Origin of the sequence: Streptomyces sp. PH10-H1 (assembly GCF_030063355.1) — a bacterium.
In the GTDB taxonomy this organism is placed as follows: Bacteria; Actinomycetota; Actinomycetes; order Streptomycetales; family Streptomycetaceae; genus Actinacidiphila.
Map to the genome: position 1 here is coordinate 47,549 of NZ_JASISZ010000001.1, position 14,712 is coordinate 62,260.

A 14,712-nucleotide genomic window follows, 5' to 3' on the forward strand; every position below is an offset into this window, starting at 1 on the left:
CGGTTCAGGAGCCGGACAGCTGGCGGACCAGCCGTACGCCCTGGGCGGCCGTCAGGTGCGGAAGATACGCCTTGCCGATGGCGCGGGTGATGGTCGGAAGGGCGGCCGGATCCGGGTAACACATGTACATAGGGTGGTACTCGGGCTGGAATTTTGCCTTGAACGCGAGCAATGAACGGAAACCGTACACCGGTTCCAGTAGCCGTCCCGACATGTCCACCAGCCGCTGGAGCGGATCGGGGGCCTCGCCGCGGTCCATCCGGGCCATCGGCGCCCCGGACAGACTGATGAACTCCGCACCCTCCTCCTTCAGTCCGAGGGCCACCGAGGCGATCAGGAACTCCATGACGCCGCGGAAGCCGGCGGACCGGCGCCGCATGAAGTCCAGGGTCCAGCCCACCGGCTTCCCGTCCCGGTAGACCGGCATCCAGCTGGTGATCCCGCGGATGGTCCGGTCGGCGTCCACCGCGATCAGGCAGCGGACCTCGGGGTCGTCGAGCTCGTCGAGGCCGCCGAGGGTGAAGCCCATCTCGGGCAGGCCCTTGTCGGCGACCCACTCCTCGGAGATCGACCGGATCTGCTCGGTGAGCGCCAGCGGCGCGTCCGGGAAGTGCCACCACTCGGCGGTGATCCCGGCCTTGCCCACCTTGTTGAGCGCGGTGCGGACGTCCTGCCACTTCTTGCCCTTGAACTCCAGTTCCGCGAGCGGGACGACGGTTTCCTCGGCGACCTGCAGGGACTTCCAGCCGAGCGCCTCGGCGGCCCGCCGGGACTCCTCGGTGACGCTGTAGAGGCACGGCGTCCAGCCGCGCGCGTCGCAGAAGGCGCCGAACTCGGCCACCGCACGCGGCCGGGCCGAAGGCTCCCCGAACGGGTCGCCGGTGGTCAGCGCGATGGTGGACAGCACCCGGTAGGCCACGCCCGCGTGGCCGGCGGGGGAGGTCCAGTAGTGGTTGCCCTCCCAGGTGGAGAGATACGAGAGCGTGGAGCCGCCGTGCGCGGTGAGGATGGCACGGGCCTGCTCCGCCTGCTCGTCCGAGACCCGCAGCCGGGTGCCGCGGAAGACCACCAGCAGGACGATCAGCCCGATCAGCCAGGGGACCAGGCCGCAGTACTCGTACAGCCAGTTGGCGCCTGAACCGACCGGGATGGGGCCCTGGCTGGCGAGGTTGCTGTTGATGGGCGGCAGGAAGACGGAGAGGAGCCCGCGGCACAGCGAGGGGAAGGTGGCACCGGGGAAGAACTGGCCGCGGATCGCGTAGCCGACGCCTACGTAGGCGGCGCCGGCGGCCAGCACGCTGCCGCCGACGACGGCAGTGACCCTGCGCACCGTGGCGCGCGGCAGCTTCAGCTGGAACCGGGCCCGGGTGACCAGCAGCAGGACGACCGAGGCGGCGGGCAGCAGCAGCTGCTCGACGCAGGCGCGGATCACCCAGTTCCGGTCGGACCGGCCCTCCGGGGTGCTGAGGTCGAGCGAGCCGAGGAAGTCCAGCAACTCGTAGAGGACGATCGCCATCAGCGCGAGGTTGATCACGATGGCCAGGGTCCAGGCCAGCCGCCGTCCGCGCCGCAGTCCTTCGGCCAGCACGAGCAGCAGCAGCGCGGGCATGACGGTCATCAGGATCGCGGGGGAGTGGTAGAAGCGCTCCTCGGCGTGGATCTGGTGGCAGTCCTTCACCGATGCGGCGCAGGCGTCACGGATCTCGTTTGCGCCCGGGTGCGAGGTGACGAGCCGGTCGCGGAAGGTGGCCAGCGGGCCGAGCGCGTCCGGCGAGATGAACAGGCCGTTGGTGGCCGGGAACGGCCTGGTCTGCATGATCTTCAACGGGCTGATGGCGCCGTAGGCGGCCGTGCTCCCGCCGAACAGTTCGTTGACGGTGCGCCGGTGGTCGCCCAGGGTCGGCTCGCGCTGGCCGGAGATGTCGATGAACGACCCGAAGAGCGCGGGGGCGGTGACGGCCAGTTGCAGCGAGCAGGTGCCGCCGAGCGAGTAGCCGCCCGCGGCCCACGACGTGGGCGCACCGGCGACCTGGAGGTTGGCCTTGATCCAGGCCGGCACGTCCTGGGTGAGATAGGTGTGCACCTTGCCGCGCTTGGTGTCCGCGCAGATGGTGTTGTTCAGCGGCGAGCCGAGAGTGTCGACGGAGACCGCGACCGGCGCCAGGCCGTGGTGCCTGGCGGCGTAGGCGTCCATGGTGTCGGCCAGCTGGCCGGAGTCCAGCCAGTCCTGCGGCGAGCCGGGCTGCCCCGGCATGAGGACGATGACGGGAAGCAGTGCGCGCGGACTGGTCCGGTAGGCGGGCGGCAGATAGACCCAGGCGTCGCGAGCGGAGAAGCCGGAGACGGTGCCGGGGATCCGCACCTTCGACAGCGACCCCTTGTCGGGCATGCCCGGTGGCGGCTTCCACGCCGATTCCAAGGTGCCGCCGGCCGGTGTGCGGACGGCGGTGGTCTCCTTGCCACCGCCGGCGGCGGTCTTCAGGTCGGTGCTCCGGCGGGTCAGCGCGGTCACCAGGGTCCGGAGCCGGGGGTACTGGTCGTAGACGCGGTTCACCTCCGAGCACGCGGCGAGCAGGACGAGCAGGCCCGCCAGCAGCGCGGCCAGCCGGACCCGCCAGCGGCCGGCGTAGAAGCAGCGAGCCACGGCCAGGGCGACGCCGAACAGTCCGATCCCGATCCACACCAGGACGTTGAGCGGCAGCTCGTCGGCGATCAGCCGCCAGGAGTTGTCCTCCAGGTACTGCACGACGAAGACGGCGACGGCGGTGCCCAGCGCGATCAGCGGGACGGTGAGGGTCCACCAGGAGCGGCGCCGCACCACGAGCAGCCAGCCGAGCGATACGAGGCCGGCCGCCAGCACGATCCAGGGCACGGCGCCGGAGGTCAGCGACCAGTCCATCGGCCCGGTCATGGCCAGCGGCTGTCGCACGCGGCCTCCCTGGCGACTCATGGATTCATAAATGCCATCAGAAATACCTAAACTAGGACATGCTGCATACGCCTGCCAGTGGTGCGCCCCCCGGACCGGCCGACCGGCCGGTCCGGGGGTGGGGTGGGGGCTGAGCGGGGGTGGGGTGCTTGCTGGACGGGCATGGGGGCTGGGCGCAGGGACCGCCGCCGAGGGTCCGGCCGGGGGATCGGGAGGATCAGGAGGATCCGGTGAGCCGGGCGTAGGCCACGACGTTGCCCCGGTAACCCGAGGCCTCGCTGAAACCGCCGCCGCACGTGATCACGCGCAGCTCGGCGTCCGGCGTCGCGCCGTAGATCCGTTCGGTGGGGAAGTCCCGCTTCTCGTAGACCTCGATGCCGTAGACCGTGAACACGGCGGTGCGGTGGTCGGCGCGGTCGATCTCGATCCGGTCGCCCTTGTGCAGCCCGCCCAACTCGTAGAAGACCGCCGGACCCTCCCGTGTGTCCACATGTCCGGCCAGCACGGCGGCGCCCGCGGCGCCGGGGGTCGCCCCGCCGCCGTACCAGCCGGCCAGACCGCGGTCGGTGTCCGGCGGCGCCTGCAGATGCTGGTCCCGGTCGAGCCCGAGCTTCATGAGGGGCGCGTCGACCCCGATGGCCGGCACGCGGATCCGTTCGGGCACGGCGGGAGGCAGCGGATCCGCGCGCGGCGGCAGGACGGTCTCGGACGGCCCGTCGGCCGCCGGGTCCCGGCCGTGCGCGGAGACCGCCTCGGCCGCGGCGGGCAGCGGCGGCTCCCGGTCCTGCGTGCCGTCGCGCAGCAGCCAGGTGCCGGCCACCACCGCGACCGCGATGACGACCGCGGCCGTCCAGCCGGGGAGGCGCGGCCGCGAGCGCCGCACGACCGCGGGCGCGTCCTCGGGCGCACCCGGCGGGCGGTAGTGCGGCAGCGGCATGCGGGGCCTCCCGGAGACGACTCTCCCAGCCCTTATTACCGCGCCGGGCCGATCCCGTACCGCTGCCGTCGGCTCGGTGGCCCGGCGTCCTGGGGAGTGACAAGGTGGATGAGCGGGCTCTATATCACGGTCTGTACAGAAAGGAGGCGATTGTCATGACTGAACACGCTCACGCCGCACTGGTCCGGAAGGGATACGAGGCGTTCTCGCGCGGTGACATGGACACGCTGCGGGGGATGATGACGGCCGACTGCGCCCAGCACGTCCCGGGCGACCACCAGCTGTCCGGCGACTTCAAGGGCATCGACGCGGTCCTCGGCTACTACGGCCAGCTCGCCGGCGAGACCAACGGCAGCTTCCGGGTCGAGCTGCAGAAGCTCTTCGTGGACGACCGGGGCCATGTGGTGTCGGTTCACCGGTTCACGGCAGAGCGCAAGGGCAAGAAGATCGACATGGCCGGCGGCATCATCTTCCGGGTCGTCGGAGACAAGATCACCGACCTCGACGAATGTCTGGAGGACCTCGCGACCGCGGACGACTTCTGGGCCTGAACGACGCAGGGCGTCCCTCCCGGAGGAGGAACGCCCTGGTCAACGGATTTCCCGTAGGTGCGCCGCCAGGGACTCGAACCCCGGACCCGCTGATTAAGAGTCAGCTGCTCTAACCAACTGAGCTAGCGGCGCGTGCTGCGTGACAGACATTAGCATCAGCTTCCGGTGGAGTGAAAATCGATATCCCCCGGCGCTCCCTGCCGGGCTCGCGCGCCCGGCGGCTTCCGGGTCAGGCCGGGGTGGAAGCAGTCGTACGGGCGCCGGCGCGGGCCGCGCGGATACAGGCCCAGAGCAGGACGTCGGGGCCGGGGAGCCAGGGATGACGGGTGTCGGGGGCCACCACCCAGCGCGACGAGCCGCCCTCGGTGTCCAGCCCGGTCTCGTCGGCGTACAGGGGTGGCACAGTCACCGCGTCCCCGAGGCCGTGGCACATCAGCGGCGGCACGGAGCGGCTCCACTCCTCCCAGCCGAGCAGTGACGGCAGCCGCTGGGCCGACCCGGGGGCGACCAGCAGCAGCACCCGGCCGCGGTGCACGGCGACCGGCCCGCTTCCGGGTCCTGAGGCCCATAACTGCTCCAGGACCCGGCGGCCGAAGAGCGCGGGGAGGTTCACCACGTCGAAGACGGTGCCGCACGGCAGCACGCTGGGCGATGTCGGGCGGGCGCTCCAGAGGGCCTGGACGCTACGCGGGAAGGCGCTGGCCGAGGCGAGCCAGGCGGCTCCCGCCGGGGTGACGTACGAGGTGTGCGACTGCGTGTCCGGGTCCGTCGGGTTCCCGGCCGCGGAGATGTTCGGGTGTCGCCATGTCTCCCACTGCCATTCGCTCATGACACCTAGAGGTACCGGCCGTTCGCGCTCCGTTTATCCGAATCGGCCGAATACGGGACAGGAGGACACGTCGTCGGGTACCTTGCCCGTCATGCATATGCCAGAGGATCTTGATCGTCGGCCTTGACCGCCGCTTCGATCACCGGAGCGAATGCCGACACGATCACCGGTTTCGCTCACTTGTCCTGCAGGCGTGTGCCGAACTCGACCATCTTCTTCGCGTAGTCCTCGGTCCAGCCCGCGCGTTCCGCGATGGCGGCATACGTCAGCCGGTCGAAGCGCCGGGGATCCGCCAGCTGTGCCGCGGCTATCGCCTGGTACTCCGTCGCCCGGTCGGCGGCGGCGCGGAAGGCCAGCGCCAGTTCCGTCGAGCGCGCCAGCAGCTGCCGGGGGTCGTCCAGTGACTCCAGGTCGAAGAAGTGCTCCTCGTCCGCGAGGGCCTGGGCGGGCTCGAAGAGCAGCTCCGCCGGTCGCAGGCGCCGCGAGGTCTCCCGCGCGACACCGTCGCGCCGGTCGTGAGCCGATTGAGCCGACTGCGGCTCGGACATGTGCCTACCTCCAAGGGATTCGCGCGTTCCATTGTCCCGCGTGAACGCAAGAGGGCCTCCGGGACCCTGCGGCACGGCTCACGGCTTGTACGGGACCCGGTGTTCCTCCAGGTGGGCGAGTACGGCGTGATTGGCCTCCCAGCCGTCGGGGAATTTGACGGTGACGCCCAGCTGGACCGGTTCCGTCGACGGATGCTCGTCCAGCAGCCGGGCCACGCCCGCCCGGCACACCACGATGCAGGCGTGCCGGTGCCGGGAGGCGAGCACGCACAGCCGGCCCGTCTCGAGGTGGAAGGCCGTCGCGTCCGGGCGGCCGGACAGCGGGTGGAGGAAGACCGTCACATCGAACTCCCGGCCCTGCAGCCGGTTCGCGGTGTCCACGGCGACACCGGTGACCCCTTGCGCGGTCAGCGCCGCCCGCACCGCCGCCGCCTGGTCACGGTGCGCCGTCCCCACCGCGATCCGGTCCGCGGTCAGTGCCGCCGGCTCCGCCGAGCGCTCGCTGAACGTCACCCCGCCCCGGTCCAGCAGCCGCCGCACCACCTGGGCCAGCGCGTGCACCGCCTCCGGATCCGTCCGGGGCGTATTGCGGGCAGGCAGCTCCAGCAGCCCCCAGCCCGAGGCCGCCGCCTCGTCCAGCACCAGGTCGGGTCCTGTGCCCTGTGAAGGCACCCCGAACGACAGCCGCCGGACGCCGGGCCCGGTGCCGCTGCGGAAGGGGGTGTACGGGTAGAACGCCTGGGACACCAGCGGCGCCGCCGACGCCGGAAGCCGCCACGACACCGGCAGCCGGTGCTGCGGGAGACCCGGATTGTGCGCCAGCAGGGTCACCACCGCACTCGCCGACGGGTCGTAGCTCAGCCCCGCCCACTGGTCCGCGCCCACCACGCTGAACGGGTCCAGCTGTCCCGGGTCGCCGACGAAGAGCGCCCGCTCGAAGAGCCCGGCCACCTGCAGCAGCGCGTCGGAACGCATCTGGTACGCCTCGTCGATGATCGCGTGCCGCCAAGGGGCCGCCACATCGGTGGACTTGACGTACGCCCACTTCGCCGAGGTCGCGATCACCACCTTCTGCTGGACGAGATCGGAGACCTTCGCGGACTTCACGATCGACGGATGCCGGTCGAGCACCGGATCGGGCGGCGACTCGCTGCCGTGCAGCCGGCCGACCGGCAGCCCGGGATCGGCGGTCGCCAGCCGGTCCGCGAGATCGTCCACCTGGGCGTTGGTCTGCGCGACCACCATCAACGACTCGCCCGCCGCGGCCAGTTCACGGGCCGCGCGCACCACGAGCGTCGACTTTCCCGCGCCCGGCGGGGAGTCGACGACGACGCCGCGCGCCGAGCCGTGCAGCGTGTCGCGCAGGATCGCGTCCGTCGCCGCCGCCGCCTCGGCGGCGGGATCGTGCGGAACCGGAGGGCCGGTGCGGGCGGGCCGGACCGGGTCGTGCGGCGGAGAGTCCTCCGTCGTGCGGCTCACAGGAAGTCCTCCACGGTGACGGGATCAGGTGCCGGGGCGGCCGGCGGACCGGAGGCGCCCGGCGGGCCGCCGTGGGTCCAGGGTGTGTCCTCGGGGTCGGGCAACTCCGGCCCGCCGCGCGGCGCGTGCTCGAACAGCGTCCAGCACACCGGGTCGCCGACCGCGGGCACCGAACCCTCCTCCGGGACCTTGCCCCGGCCCATCCCGTTGAGCAGCCGGACGGTGACCGCCCCGGCCGCCGGCCACTCGACGAACCGCGCCTCCTGGGTCTTTCCGCCGGGGAGCGCGCGGTAGAGCTTCGCGTCGGCGTCGAAGTGCGGCAGATCGGCGGTGGCGACCGTCACCAGCGGGCGCGGGCGCGGCGCCTTCGCCTCGCTGTACGCCATCACCACCTCGGTGACCCGGCCCGCGAACGCCTCGCCCGACAGCCGCCGGCCGGCCATCACCAGCGGATCGTCCAGTGCCTCCTGAGCCTCCAGCCGCACCTGCGCCGTCTCCCGGCCCGACAGCTTCTGCGCCGCCGCGACGGCGTCGTCCCGCTTCGGCTGCGGCGGCTCCCCGGCCCGCACCCGGTCCCGGTGCCCGGTGTACGACCACCGGTCCCGTTTCCAGCGGTCGGCGACATGCCCGCCCTCCGGCAGCGCGCGCAGCAGGTCGAGCCCGCGCCACACATCGTCCCAGGCGGGCCGCAACTGGCTCTCGACGAGCCCGCGGACCTCGGCCTCGGCGGTGGACATCGCGGCGGACGCTTCCGTTCCGGCCGCCCGCGCGGCGGCGCGGGCCGCGTCGTAGCGGGACATCGCGGGCGCCAGCACCGCGTTGTCGAAGGCGGGGTCAGTGGCCGGGCCCGCGGGCGGGCTCAGCAGCAGTCCGCCGGAGGTGCGTCCGGTCTCCGCGCGGCGGGCCGCGTCGGCTCCGCTCATGCCCTCGGGAGGGTCGATCCAGCCGAGCAGCGCGCCCAGGTGCTGGTCCTCCAGATTGCTCTGCCCGGTCGCCCAGTGCCGCGACAGCAGCTCCGTCATCGCCAGCAGCAGCGACGAGCCCGGGGTACGGGCCCGCTCGCCGTAGTGCGTCAGCCAGCGCCCGAGCAGCGGAACCCGCGACGGTACGGGGAAGGGCTCGTCCGGATCCTCCTCCGCCGTGCGGCGGAAGCGGGTGGAGCGGCCGAGCAGCCGGACGTAATCGGCCGCCGCCGAGTTCGGCACGATGATCTGCGGGGCGTCCGCGCAGACCTCGGACTCCTCCCGGTTCCGCGTCGCCGGTTCGGTCTCCACCTCGTCCGCGTACCGGTCCATATGGGCGACGACGGTGGTCGCCAGTTCCGCGAGGAACGCGAACCGCAGGTCCCGGTCGCGCGGCTGCGGCACCACCAGCAGGCTCGGCCGCTTCCGGTCGCGTCCCACCAGCGCTCCCAGGGGAGCGCCGACCTCGCCCGCGGTGGTCAGCGGCACGAACACCAGCGGGCGGTCGGACAGGTGCCGGTGCCGCACCGTCGTCATCGGCCGCGCGCGGCCCGCGGCCACGGCTTCGGCGCGGGCCAGGATCCCGATCAGTGACATGCGGCATCCCCGGCGGTGGTGAGGGCCTCGGCGCGCAGCACGGCTGCGCGGCGCAGGGCGGCGACCGCCGGGTCCGCGGCGTCGCCGTCCGAGCCGAGGGCGGCGGCGAGGACGGCCTCGACGGTGGTGAGGGTGCCCAGTTCGGCGCGCAGGCTCCGGCCGAGGGATTCGACGGATCCGCAGGCGCGCGAGCGGTCGCGGCAATGGAAGGCCAGTTCGCAGGCGGCCAGGCATTCGGGGGCGTAGGCCGCGGGGACGGAATCGACGGCGGCGGTCAGCTCGGGGGCCGGCCGGGTGGGCATGCGGCCGTCCTCGGACCAGCGCAGATCGAAGGTGGTGCCCTCGGGCAGCTCGGCGGCGATCTCCTCGATGCGGGTCAGCCGGGTCATCTGCCGGCGGGTCACGGACAGCTGCTTGCGCACATCGACGAACTGGGCCGTCGGCAGGTTGGAGAAGTCCTTGGGACAGACCAGCAGCACATCGTGCGAGACGCGCACCGGACGGCCGGCTCCCTCGGGAACCCCGGCTTCGGGAACCCCGGCCTCCATGAGTCCGGCATCGATGAGTCCGGCCACGCGCTCCAGGGCCAGCACGTACACCGCGGACTGGCGGGCGGCGGCGCCGACCTTCACCGAGTCCGCGCTGCCGTCCAGGATCGGGAAGGACTTGACCTCGACGACCGTCCAGGAGCCGTCCGGCGCGACCGCCACCGCGTCCGGTTCCAGGTAGGCGGCGGAACCCGCGACCTCGAGCACCAGCAGGGGATGGTCCAGCAGCGTCCAGCGGCCGGCGGAGGTCGCCTCCGCCAGGGCCAGCCGGGTCCTGGCGGCCCGGCCCTCAGGACCGGCGGCCGACAGGTCGGGCAGCAGCGCGCCGCTGTCCTCGGGGGCGCCCAGCAGCCGTAGCAGCTCGGCGCAGTCGTCGGCTTTGACCCGGGCCTCGAAGGCATGGCCGCGCGCGAAGGCGAACTGGGACTGCCCGAACGGGGCCGGCGCGCCCAGCACCTGTGCGACCGCGCCCTTGTCGACGCCGGCGGCGTCCAGCAGGGCGCGTCGGCGGCAGCCGGGATTCGCGGCCAGCGCCGCGAGGGCCCGCGCGTCGAGCGGACGTGGTGACGTGGCCGGCCCGCGCAACTCGGCCAGCCGCTCCCGCAGATAGTGCGTAGTGCTCACCCGCGGAAGTGTCGCATCCGGCTACGACATTCGGCCCTGACCCACGGCTGACCTGTCCGATGGATCGGTCCGGTGCCCGTCGGCGGACCCGGTCCGCGGGATCGGAACCACGCCGGGTGAGTGGCTCTTCGACGACATGGACGCCGTGGATGCCGTGGACGCACTGGATGGTGTGGAGGAGACCGTCGGGGACTTGACGAGAGCGGATGCCGCGACGACCGGGCTGTGCCCCTCGCCCGCGACAGTGGCGCCGGACCGTACGGCCCGCCTCGCGCGCAGCGTGTCGACGGCCAGCAGCGCGCGCGGCGCCAGCAGGTATCCGATGCCCATCACGGCCGCACCGGCGACCGCGTCCAGCAGGTAGTGGTTGGCGGTGCCCATCACCACGAACGTGGTGAGCAGCGGGTAGAGCACGCCGAGCCCGCGCACCAGCGGTGTCCGGCCGTAGCGCCACAGCATGATCCCGCACCACAGCGCCCACCCCACGTGGAGGCTTGGCATCGCCGCGTACTGGTTGGTGAGCCCGCCCAGGCCGCGCGGGGCGCTGGCGTCCTGGCCCCACCAGCCGTACGAGCCGTACTTCGCCATGGTGTCGATGAAGTCGTAGCTGGAGTCGAGCAGCCGCGGCGGCGCCGTGGGCGTGAGGGTGAAGCCGATCAGCCCGATCAGGGTGGAGAGCATCAGCCACGTGCGGGCCGCGCGGTAGTGGCTCGGCCGCCGCCGCCACAGCCACACCAGGATGATGGGCGTCACCAGGTAGTGCAGCGAGGCGTACGCGAAGTCCGCGGGGACGCCGATGGCCGCGTACTTGGAGCAGATCCCGTTGAGCCAGCGCTCCGGGTCGATCCGCATCAGCTCCTCGACGTGCAGGATGCCGATGCCGCTCTCGACGGCATCGTCCACGTCGCCGCGCACCAGCAGGCGTCCGCAGGAGTAGAGGGCGTACACGACGGCGATGAGCGGCAGCTCGGTCCACCAGCGCAGCCGGCCTCGGTAGGCCGAGGCGCGTGGCGCTGTGGCGGTGATCGTCATGCGGCCGTTCTCCCCGTTCTGCGGATGTGGGCACCTTGCGGACATGTCGTAGGCTTCTACCGTACGTCGTACGCTAGACAGCTCGCACATCGCCCCGGAAATTCCAGGCCACATTACGTTCGTTCCGTGTTCAACATCTCGTGGTCGGGTATGCGTGCGAGAAGACGCCCGGGGCCCCCACCCAGGTTGCTTTCCGCGAGAAGTAAGAGAATGGCATGACCGTCACCCAGTCGGCCCGCTCCCCACGGCGCCGCGCCCCCCGCAACACGCTCAACCCGGACCGGATCCTCGACGCAGCGGTCGTCCTTCTCGACCGCGACGGCGCCGAGGCGTTCACCATGCGTGCCCTCGCCGCGCAGCTCGGTGTCGGCACCATGGCCGTCTACTCGCACTTCCGCAGCAAGGAAGAGATCAGCGACGCCGTCGCGCAGCGGCTGCTCGGCGAGGTCGAGCTGCCCGCCGTCGGTGAGGGCGACGCTCGCGAGCAGCTGCGCGAAGTGTGCCGCAGCGTCTTCCGGCTCTTCGCCGACCACCCGTCGGCCCTGCAGCTGCTCACCACCCGGCCCATGCGCGGCGACGAGGCCATCGCCGTCATCGACCGGATGCTCGGACTGCTGCGCGCCGCCGGCCTCGACCGCACCGACGCCGCACGCGCCCATGTCGCCCTCATGCAGTACACGGTCGGCTCCGCGCTGTGGAACGTCCGGCGGGAGCGCGCCCTGTGCGAGGACGGGCTGCGCGAGCGGGTACGCGCCCGGCTCGCCGACCTTCCTCCGGACCGCTACCCGGCCCTCACCGACCTGGTGCCCGAGCTCGCCACCGCTCAGGACGCGGGCATGGCCCAGTACGAACTCGGCCTCGACGGACTGCTGGCCGGCCTGATCGGCCCGATAGGAGTGAGCGGCCCGATCGGCCGCGCCGGCCTGAGCGACCGCGCCGGCCGGAGTGCGCGATGATGGAGTGATCTCCGTTTCGTGATGGAAAGGTCCCTCCGTATGGCTCCGCGCATCCTTCTGGTCCGGCACGGCCAGACGGAGTGGTCCCTCTCCGGCCGTCACACGGGCCGCACCGACATGCCGCTCACCGAGGAGGGCCGCCGCACCGCGCGGCTGCTCGGCGAACGGCTGCACCGCGCGCCCTGGGAGGGGCTGCCCGGCGTGGAGGTCCGCACCAGCCCGCTCGTCCGGGCGAACGAGACCTGCGAACTCACCGGCTTCGGCGACCGCGTCAAGGAATGGGACGCGCTGATGGAGTGGGACTACGGCGCCTACGAGGGGCTCACCCCGGACCGCATCCAGGCGATGCGGCCCGGCTGGAACATCTGGCGCGACGGGGTCGTGGAGGGGGAGGCGCTCGCCGACGTCGCGGCGCGCGCCGACGAGGTGGTGGCCTGGGCCCGCTCGGCCGACCGGGACGTCCTCGTCTTCGCCCACGGGCACTTCCTGCGCACTCTCGGGGCGCGGTGGCTTGGGCTCGACCCGTCGTTCGGTGCCTCCATCAGGCTCGATCCGGCGTCGCTGTCGATTCTGGGGTGGGCTTACGGGGAGCCGGCGGTGGAACGCTGGAACGACACCGGCCACCTCGGGTGACGTTGCGCCTGCGGCGGGCCTGTGTGGGTCCGGGGGCCGGGTCCGCTTCGTCCTGGCAGTGATTGGGTTGGGGGTGGCGGGTTGGGGCTCCCGTCCCTGCCGCCTACGCGTGGCGGTTCAGGAAAGCCGCTACCGCCGGGGTCCGGTGGTGGGGGCGGAGGCGGGTGGTGGTGGTGTCCAGGAGGGCTCGGACGCGGGAGGACTGGACGCGGCCCAGGAGGTCCAGGACGCGGGAGCCCGCGGCGGCGGCCTCGTCGGGGTGGCCGCCCGCGGCCAGGTCGGCGGAGAGTTCGGCTCCGTAGAGGGCGATGTTGCGGGCGAAGTGCGGGTCCTGGAGGCCCACCGCGCGCCGGGCGGAGTCCGCGGCCCGGCGGTGGTCGCCCAAGGCGGACCAGGACTGGGCTTCGAGGCCCGCCAGTTCGGCCTCGCCGAAGAACGTCATCCACTGCGGATCGGCGTCGGACGGGCCGCGTCCGTACAGCGTTTGCGCGCGGGCGAGGGCCCGTTCGCAGCCGGATCTGTCGCCGAGCCCCGCTCTGCCGCCCGCCTCGCGCAGCGCGAGCAGGGAGAGGAGCCGCGGCGAGGCGAGCCGCCTGGCGGCGGACTGCGCCGCCTGCGCGGCCCTGACCGCCTCGTGGGGGCGGCCCGCGTCGCGGGCGAGGAACGCGGTGTTGCAGAAGGCGTGCGCCTCCAGGGCCGGATCGCCCGCCACCCGGGCCGTGGCGAGGGCCTCCGCGTAGTAGGAGCGGGCGTCGGTGAACCGGCCGGAGTCGTGGGCCAGCCATCCCACGGAGACGGCGAGTTCGCCGGCCCCGGCGTACAGGCCGTCGGCCACGGACTGGGTGTAGGCCCCCTCGTCGAGCAGCCGGTAGGCGGTGCGCAGGGCCTGTCCCGCCTGCTGGTAGAGGCCGTCCGCACCGTGCCGGTCGTCGTGCAGCCGGATATGCCGGACGGCTTCCTGTACGGCGTGGACCTCGCCGGCGCCGACCCGGCCGGCGGGCGGCTGCCCGTAAGCGGCGCCCGGCACCAGGGCGGTGGCGATGACGGCGGGGCCGCCGGTCATGAACGCGCGACGCAGCACGTCGCTCTCCTCGAAATCGAATTCGTACGTCTCTTGCGGGGGTGCGCCGCCGTGTCTGCCCCGTACCGCCTCGCGCGGGGCGAAGCCCAGGTCGCCCAGCGCGCGGCCGGGGAACATGTGGCGGAACACCCGCTCGTAGGCGTAGTTGGGGCACCGGATCTCCCCGGCCTCCACGCGCCCGATGTACCGGGCGTCGCAGCTGACCTGCTCACCGATCTCGCGCGCGGAACGGCGTACCGCCGCCGCGAACTCGCTGGGGGAGCGGTCTCCGCGCAACTGCCGGAAGGCCGTGTTGGCCATGGTGGCGGAATGGGCTGGATCGGGGCTTGAGGACGGTGAAGCCATGGCGGACTCCTGGTGCGGACGGCGCGACGAACGTACCCGCTGTGACCGGCCCGGCACTCAGAGTTTGCCCACAAAACGGATATCTCACCTGCGATCCGCCATGAAATGCCACCCCTTGCGGCGTTAGCCGGGCGTAGCTGTTGACGCGGAGGCGCGTTGTACTCGTCGTAAGGGCGGTGCTGCGTCCGCCCGCGAGGAGGAGGGTTCCCCTTGTTGGACACCGATCGGCACGAACCGAGCCCGGACCGGAGCGAGATGCCGCCGGCGACGCCCTGCGATCTCGTCACCGTCCCGACCCAGCAGGGTCTGGAGGCCGTCGACATCCTGCGGCTGCGGACCGGAGTCGGGCCGGTGCTGCACGACAACGCGGGGGACGGCATCGGCTTCCTGGTGCCGCCGGGCACCGCGGACGGCTGGGACCTGCCCGGCAGTTCGTGTACCCGGAGCAACGGCCGTGGCTTCTCGGTCGGGGCGGAGCCGCCGGTGGCCGGCTCCGGCTGGCTGGTGCCGCCGGAGAGCGGATCCGGCCGGATCACGGCGACCGACCCGGCCGTACTGCGGGCGGCCCTCGGCGAGGCGGCCCGCACCATCAGGCTGGCCGGCGGCGTCTGAGCCGGCTTCGCCGGCTGACCGTCCCTGGCTGATATTGGCCGATACTGGT

General features: G+C 72.6%; 13 protein-coding genes and 1 tRNA gene. 4 read left to right on the plus strand and 10 right to left on the minus strand.

From position 1 onward, the window contains the following. Positions 1-4 precede the first annotated feature (4 nt). Together QMK24_RS00215 and QMK24_RS00220 are read right to left on the minus strand one after the other, a co-directional pair. The gene (locus QMK24_RS00215) at positions 5-2,929 is read right to left on the minus strand and encodes a phosphatidylglycerol lysyltransferase domain-containing protein (protein WP_283462922.1); all 2,925 of its coding nucleotides are present in this window, start codon (positions 2,927-2,929) and stop codon (positions 5-7) included. 217 nt (positions 2,930-3,146) lie between these two features. Continuing rightward, on the minus strand, positions 3,147-3,866 hold the full coding sequence (locus QMK24_RS00220; protein WP_283462924.1) for a class F sortase: 720 nt from the start codon (positions 3,864-3,866) through the stop codon (positions 3,147-3,149). 155 nt (positions 3,867-4,021) lie between these two features. Here QMK24_RS00220 and QMK24_RS00225 point away from each other — a divergent pair, with 155 nt between their 5' ends. Next, positions 4,022-4,417 carry a nuclear transport factor 2 family protein gene (locus tag QMK24_RS00225; protein WP_283462926.1) on the plus strand — a complete coding sequence of 132 codons (396 nt, stop codon included), beginning with the start codon at positions 4,022-4,024 and terminating at the stop codon, positions 4,415-4,417. A gap of 58 nt (positions 4,418-4,475) precedes the next feature. On the opposite strand, the gene QMK24_RS00230 is transcribed toward QMK24_RS00225, so the two are convergent. The 7 genes from QMK24_RS00230 to QMK24_RS00260 form a co-directional block, all read right to left on the minus strand. Next, positions 4,476-4,549, minus strand: a tRNA-Lys gene (locus tag QMK24_RS00230). A 97-nt stretch (positions 4,550-4,646) separates the two neighbouring features. Beyond that, positions 4,647-5,246, minus strand: coding sequence for a bifunctional DNA primase/polymerase (locus QMK24_RS00235; protein ID WP_283462928.1), 600 nt, complete (start codon positions 5,244-5,246; stop codon positions 4,647-4,649). Positions 5,247-5,422: 176 nt separating this feature from the next. Beyond that, on the minus strand, positions 5,423-5,794 hold the full coding sequence (locus QMK24_RS00240) for a DUF8844 domain-containing protein (protein WP_283462930.1): 372 nt from the start codon (positions 5,792-5,794) through the stop codon (positions 5,423-5,425). Between the two features lie 78 nt (positions 5,795-5,872). Next, positions 5,873-7,162, minus strand: a complete 1,290-nt coding sequence (locus QMK24_RS00245; RefSeq protein ID WP_283463120.1) for an AAA domain-containing protein — start codon at positions 7,160-7,162, stop codon at positions 5,873-5,875. 107 nt (positions 7,163-7,269) lie between these two features. After that, positions 7,270-8,832, minus strand: coding sequence for a hypothetical protein (locus QMK24_RS00250; protein ID WP_283462932.1), 1,563 nt, complete (start codon positions 8,830-8,832; stop codon positions 7,270-7,272). Then, on the minus strand, positions 8,823-10,004 hold the full coding sequence (locus tag QMK24_RS00255; protein WP_283462934.1) for a hypothetical protein: 1,182 nt from the start codon (positions 10,002-10,004) through the stop codon (positions 8,823-8,825). Before QMK24_RS00255 ends, QMK24_RS00250 begins: the two co-directional genes overlap by 10 nt. 21 nt (positions 10,005-10,025) lie before the next feature. Continuing rightward, positions 10,026-11,036: a phosphatase PAP2 family protein gene (locus QMK24_RS00260; RefSeq protein ID WP_283462936.1), complete on the minus strand. Its 1,011-nt coding sequence runs from the start codon at positions 11,034-11,036 to the stop codon at positions 10,026-10,028. Positions 11,037-11,251: 215 nt separating this feature from the next. Here QMK24_RS00260 and QMK24_RS00265 point away from each other — a divergent pair, with 215 nt between their 5' ends. Further along, positions 11,252-11,992 (plus strand): TetR/AcrR family transcriptional regulator, encoded by a 741-nt coding sequence (locus QMK24_RS00265; RefSeq protein WP_283462938.1) that lies wholly within the window; start codon positions 11,252-11,254, stop codon positions 11,990-11,992. Positions 11,993-12,031: 39 nt separating this feature from the next. Then, the gene (locus tag QMK24_RS00270; protein ID WP_283462940.1) at positions 12,032-12,625 is read left to right on the plus strand and encodes a histidine phosphatase family protein; all 594 of its coding nucleotides are present in this window, start codon (positions 12,032-12,034) and stop codon (positions 12,623-12,625) included. 103 nt (positions 12,626-12,728) lie between these two features. On the opposite strand, the gene QMK24_RS00275 is transcribed toward QMK24_RS00270, so the two are convergent. Further along, positions 12,729-14,051: an NsdA family TPR-like regulatory protein gene (locus QMK24_RS00275; protein WP_283462942.1), complete on the minus strand. Its 1,323-nt coding sequence runs from the start codon at positions 14,049-14,051 to the stop codon at positions 12,729-12,731. Positions 14,052-14,306: 255 nt separating this feature from the next. On the opposite strand from QMK24_RS00275, the gene QMK24_RS00280 reads away from it, so the two are divergent. Next, entirely contained in the window at positions 14,307-14,663 is a 357-nt protein-coding gene (locus QMK24_RS00280; RefSeq protein ID WP_283463121.1) for a hypothetical protein, read from the plus strand. The last annotated feature ends 49 nt before the right edge of the window (positions 14,664-14,712 follow it).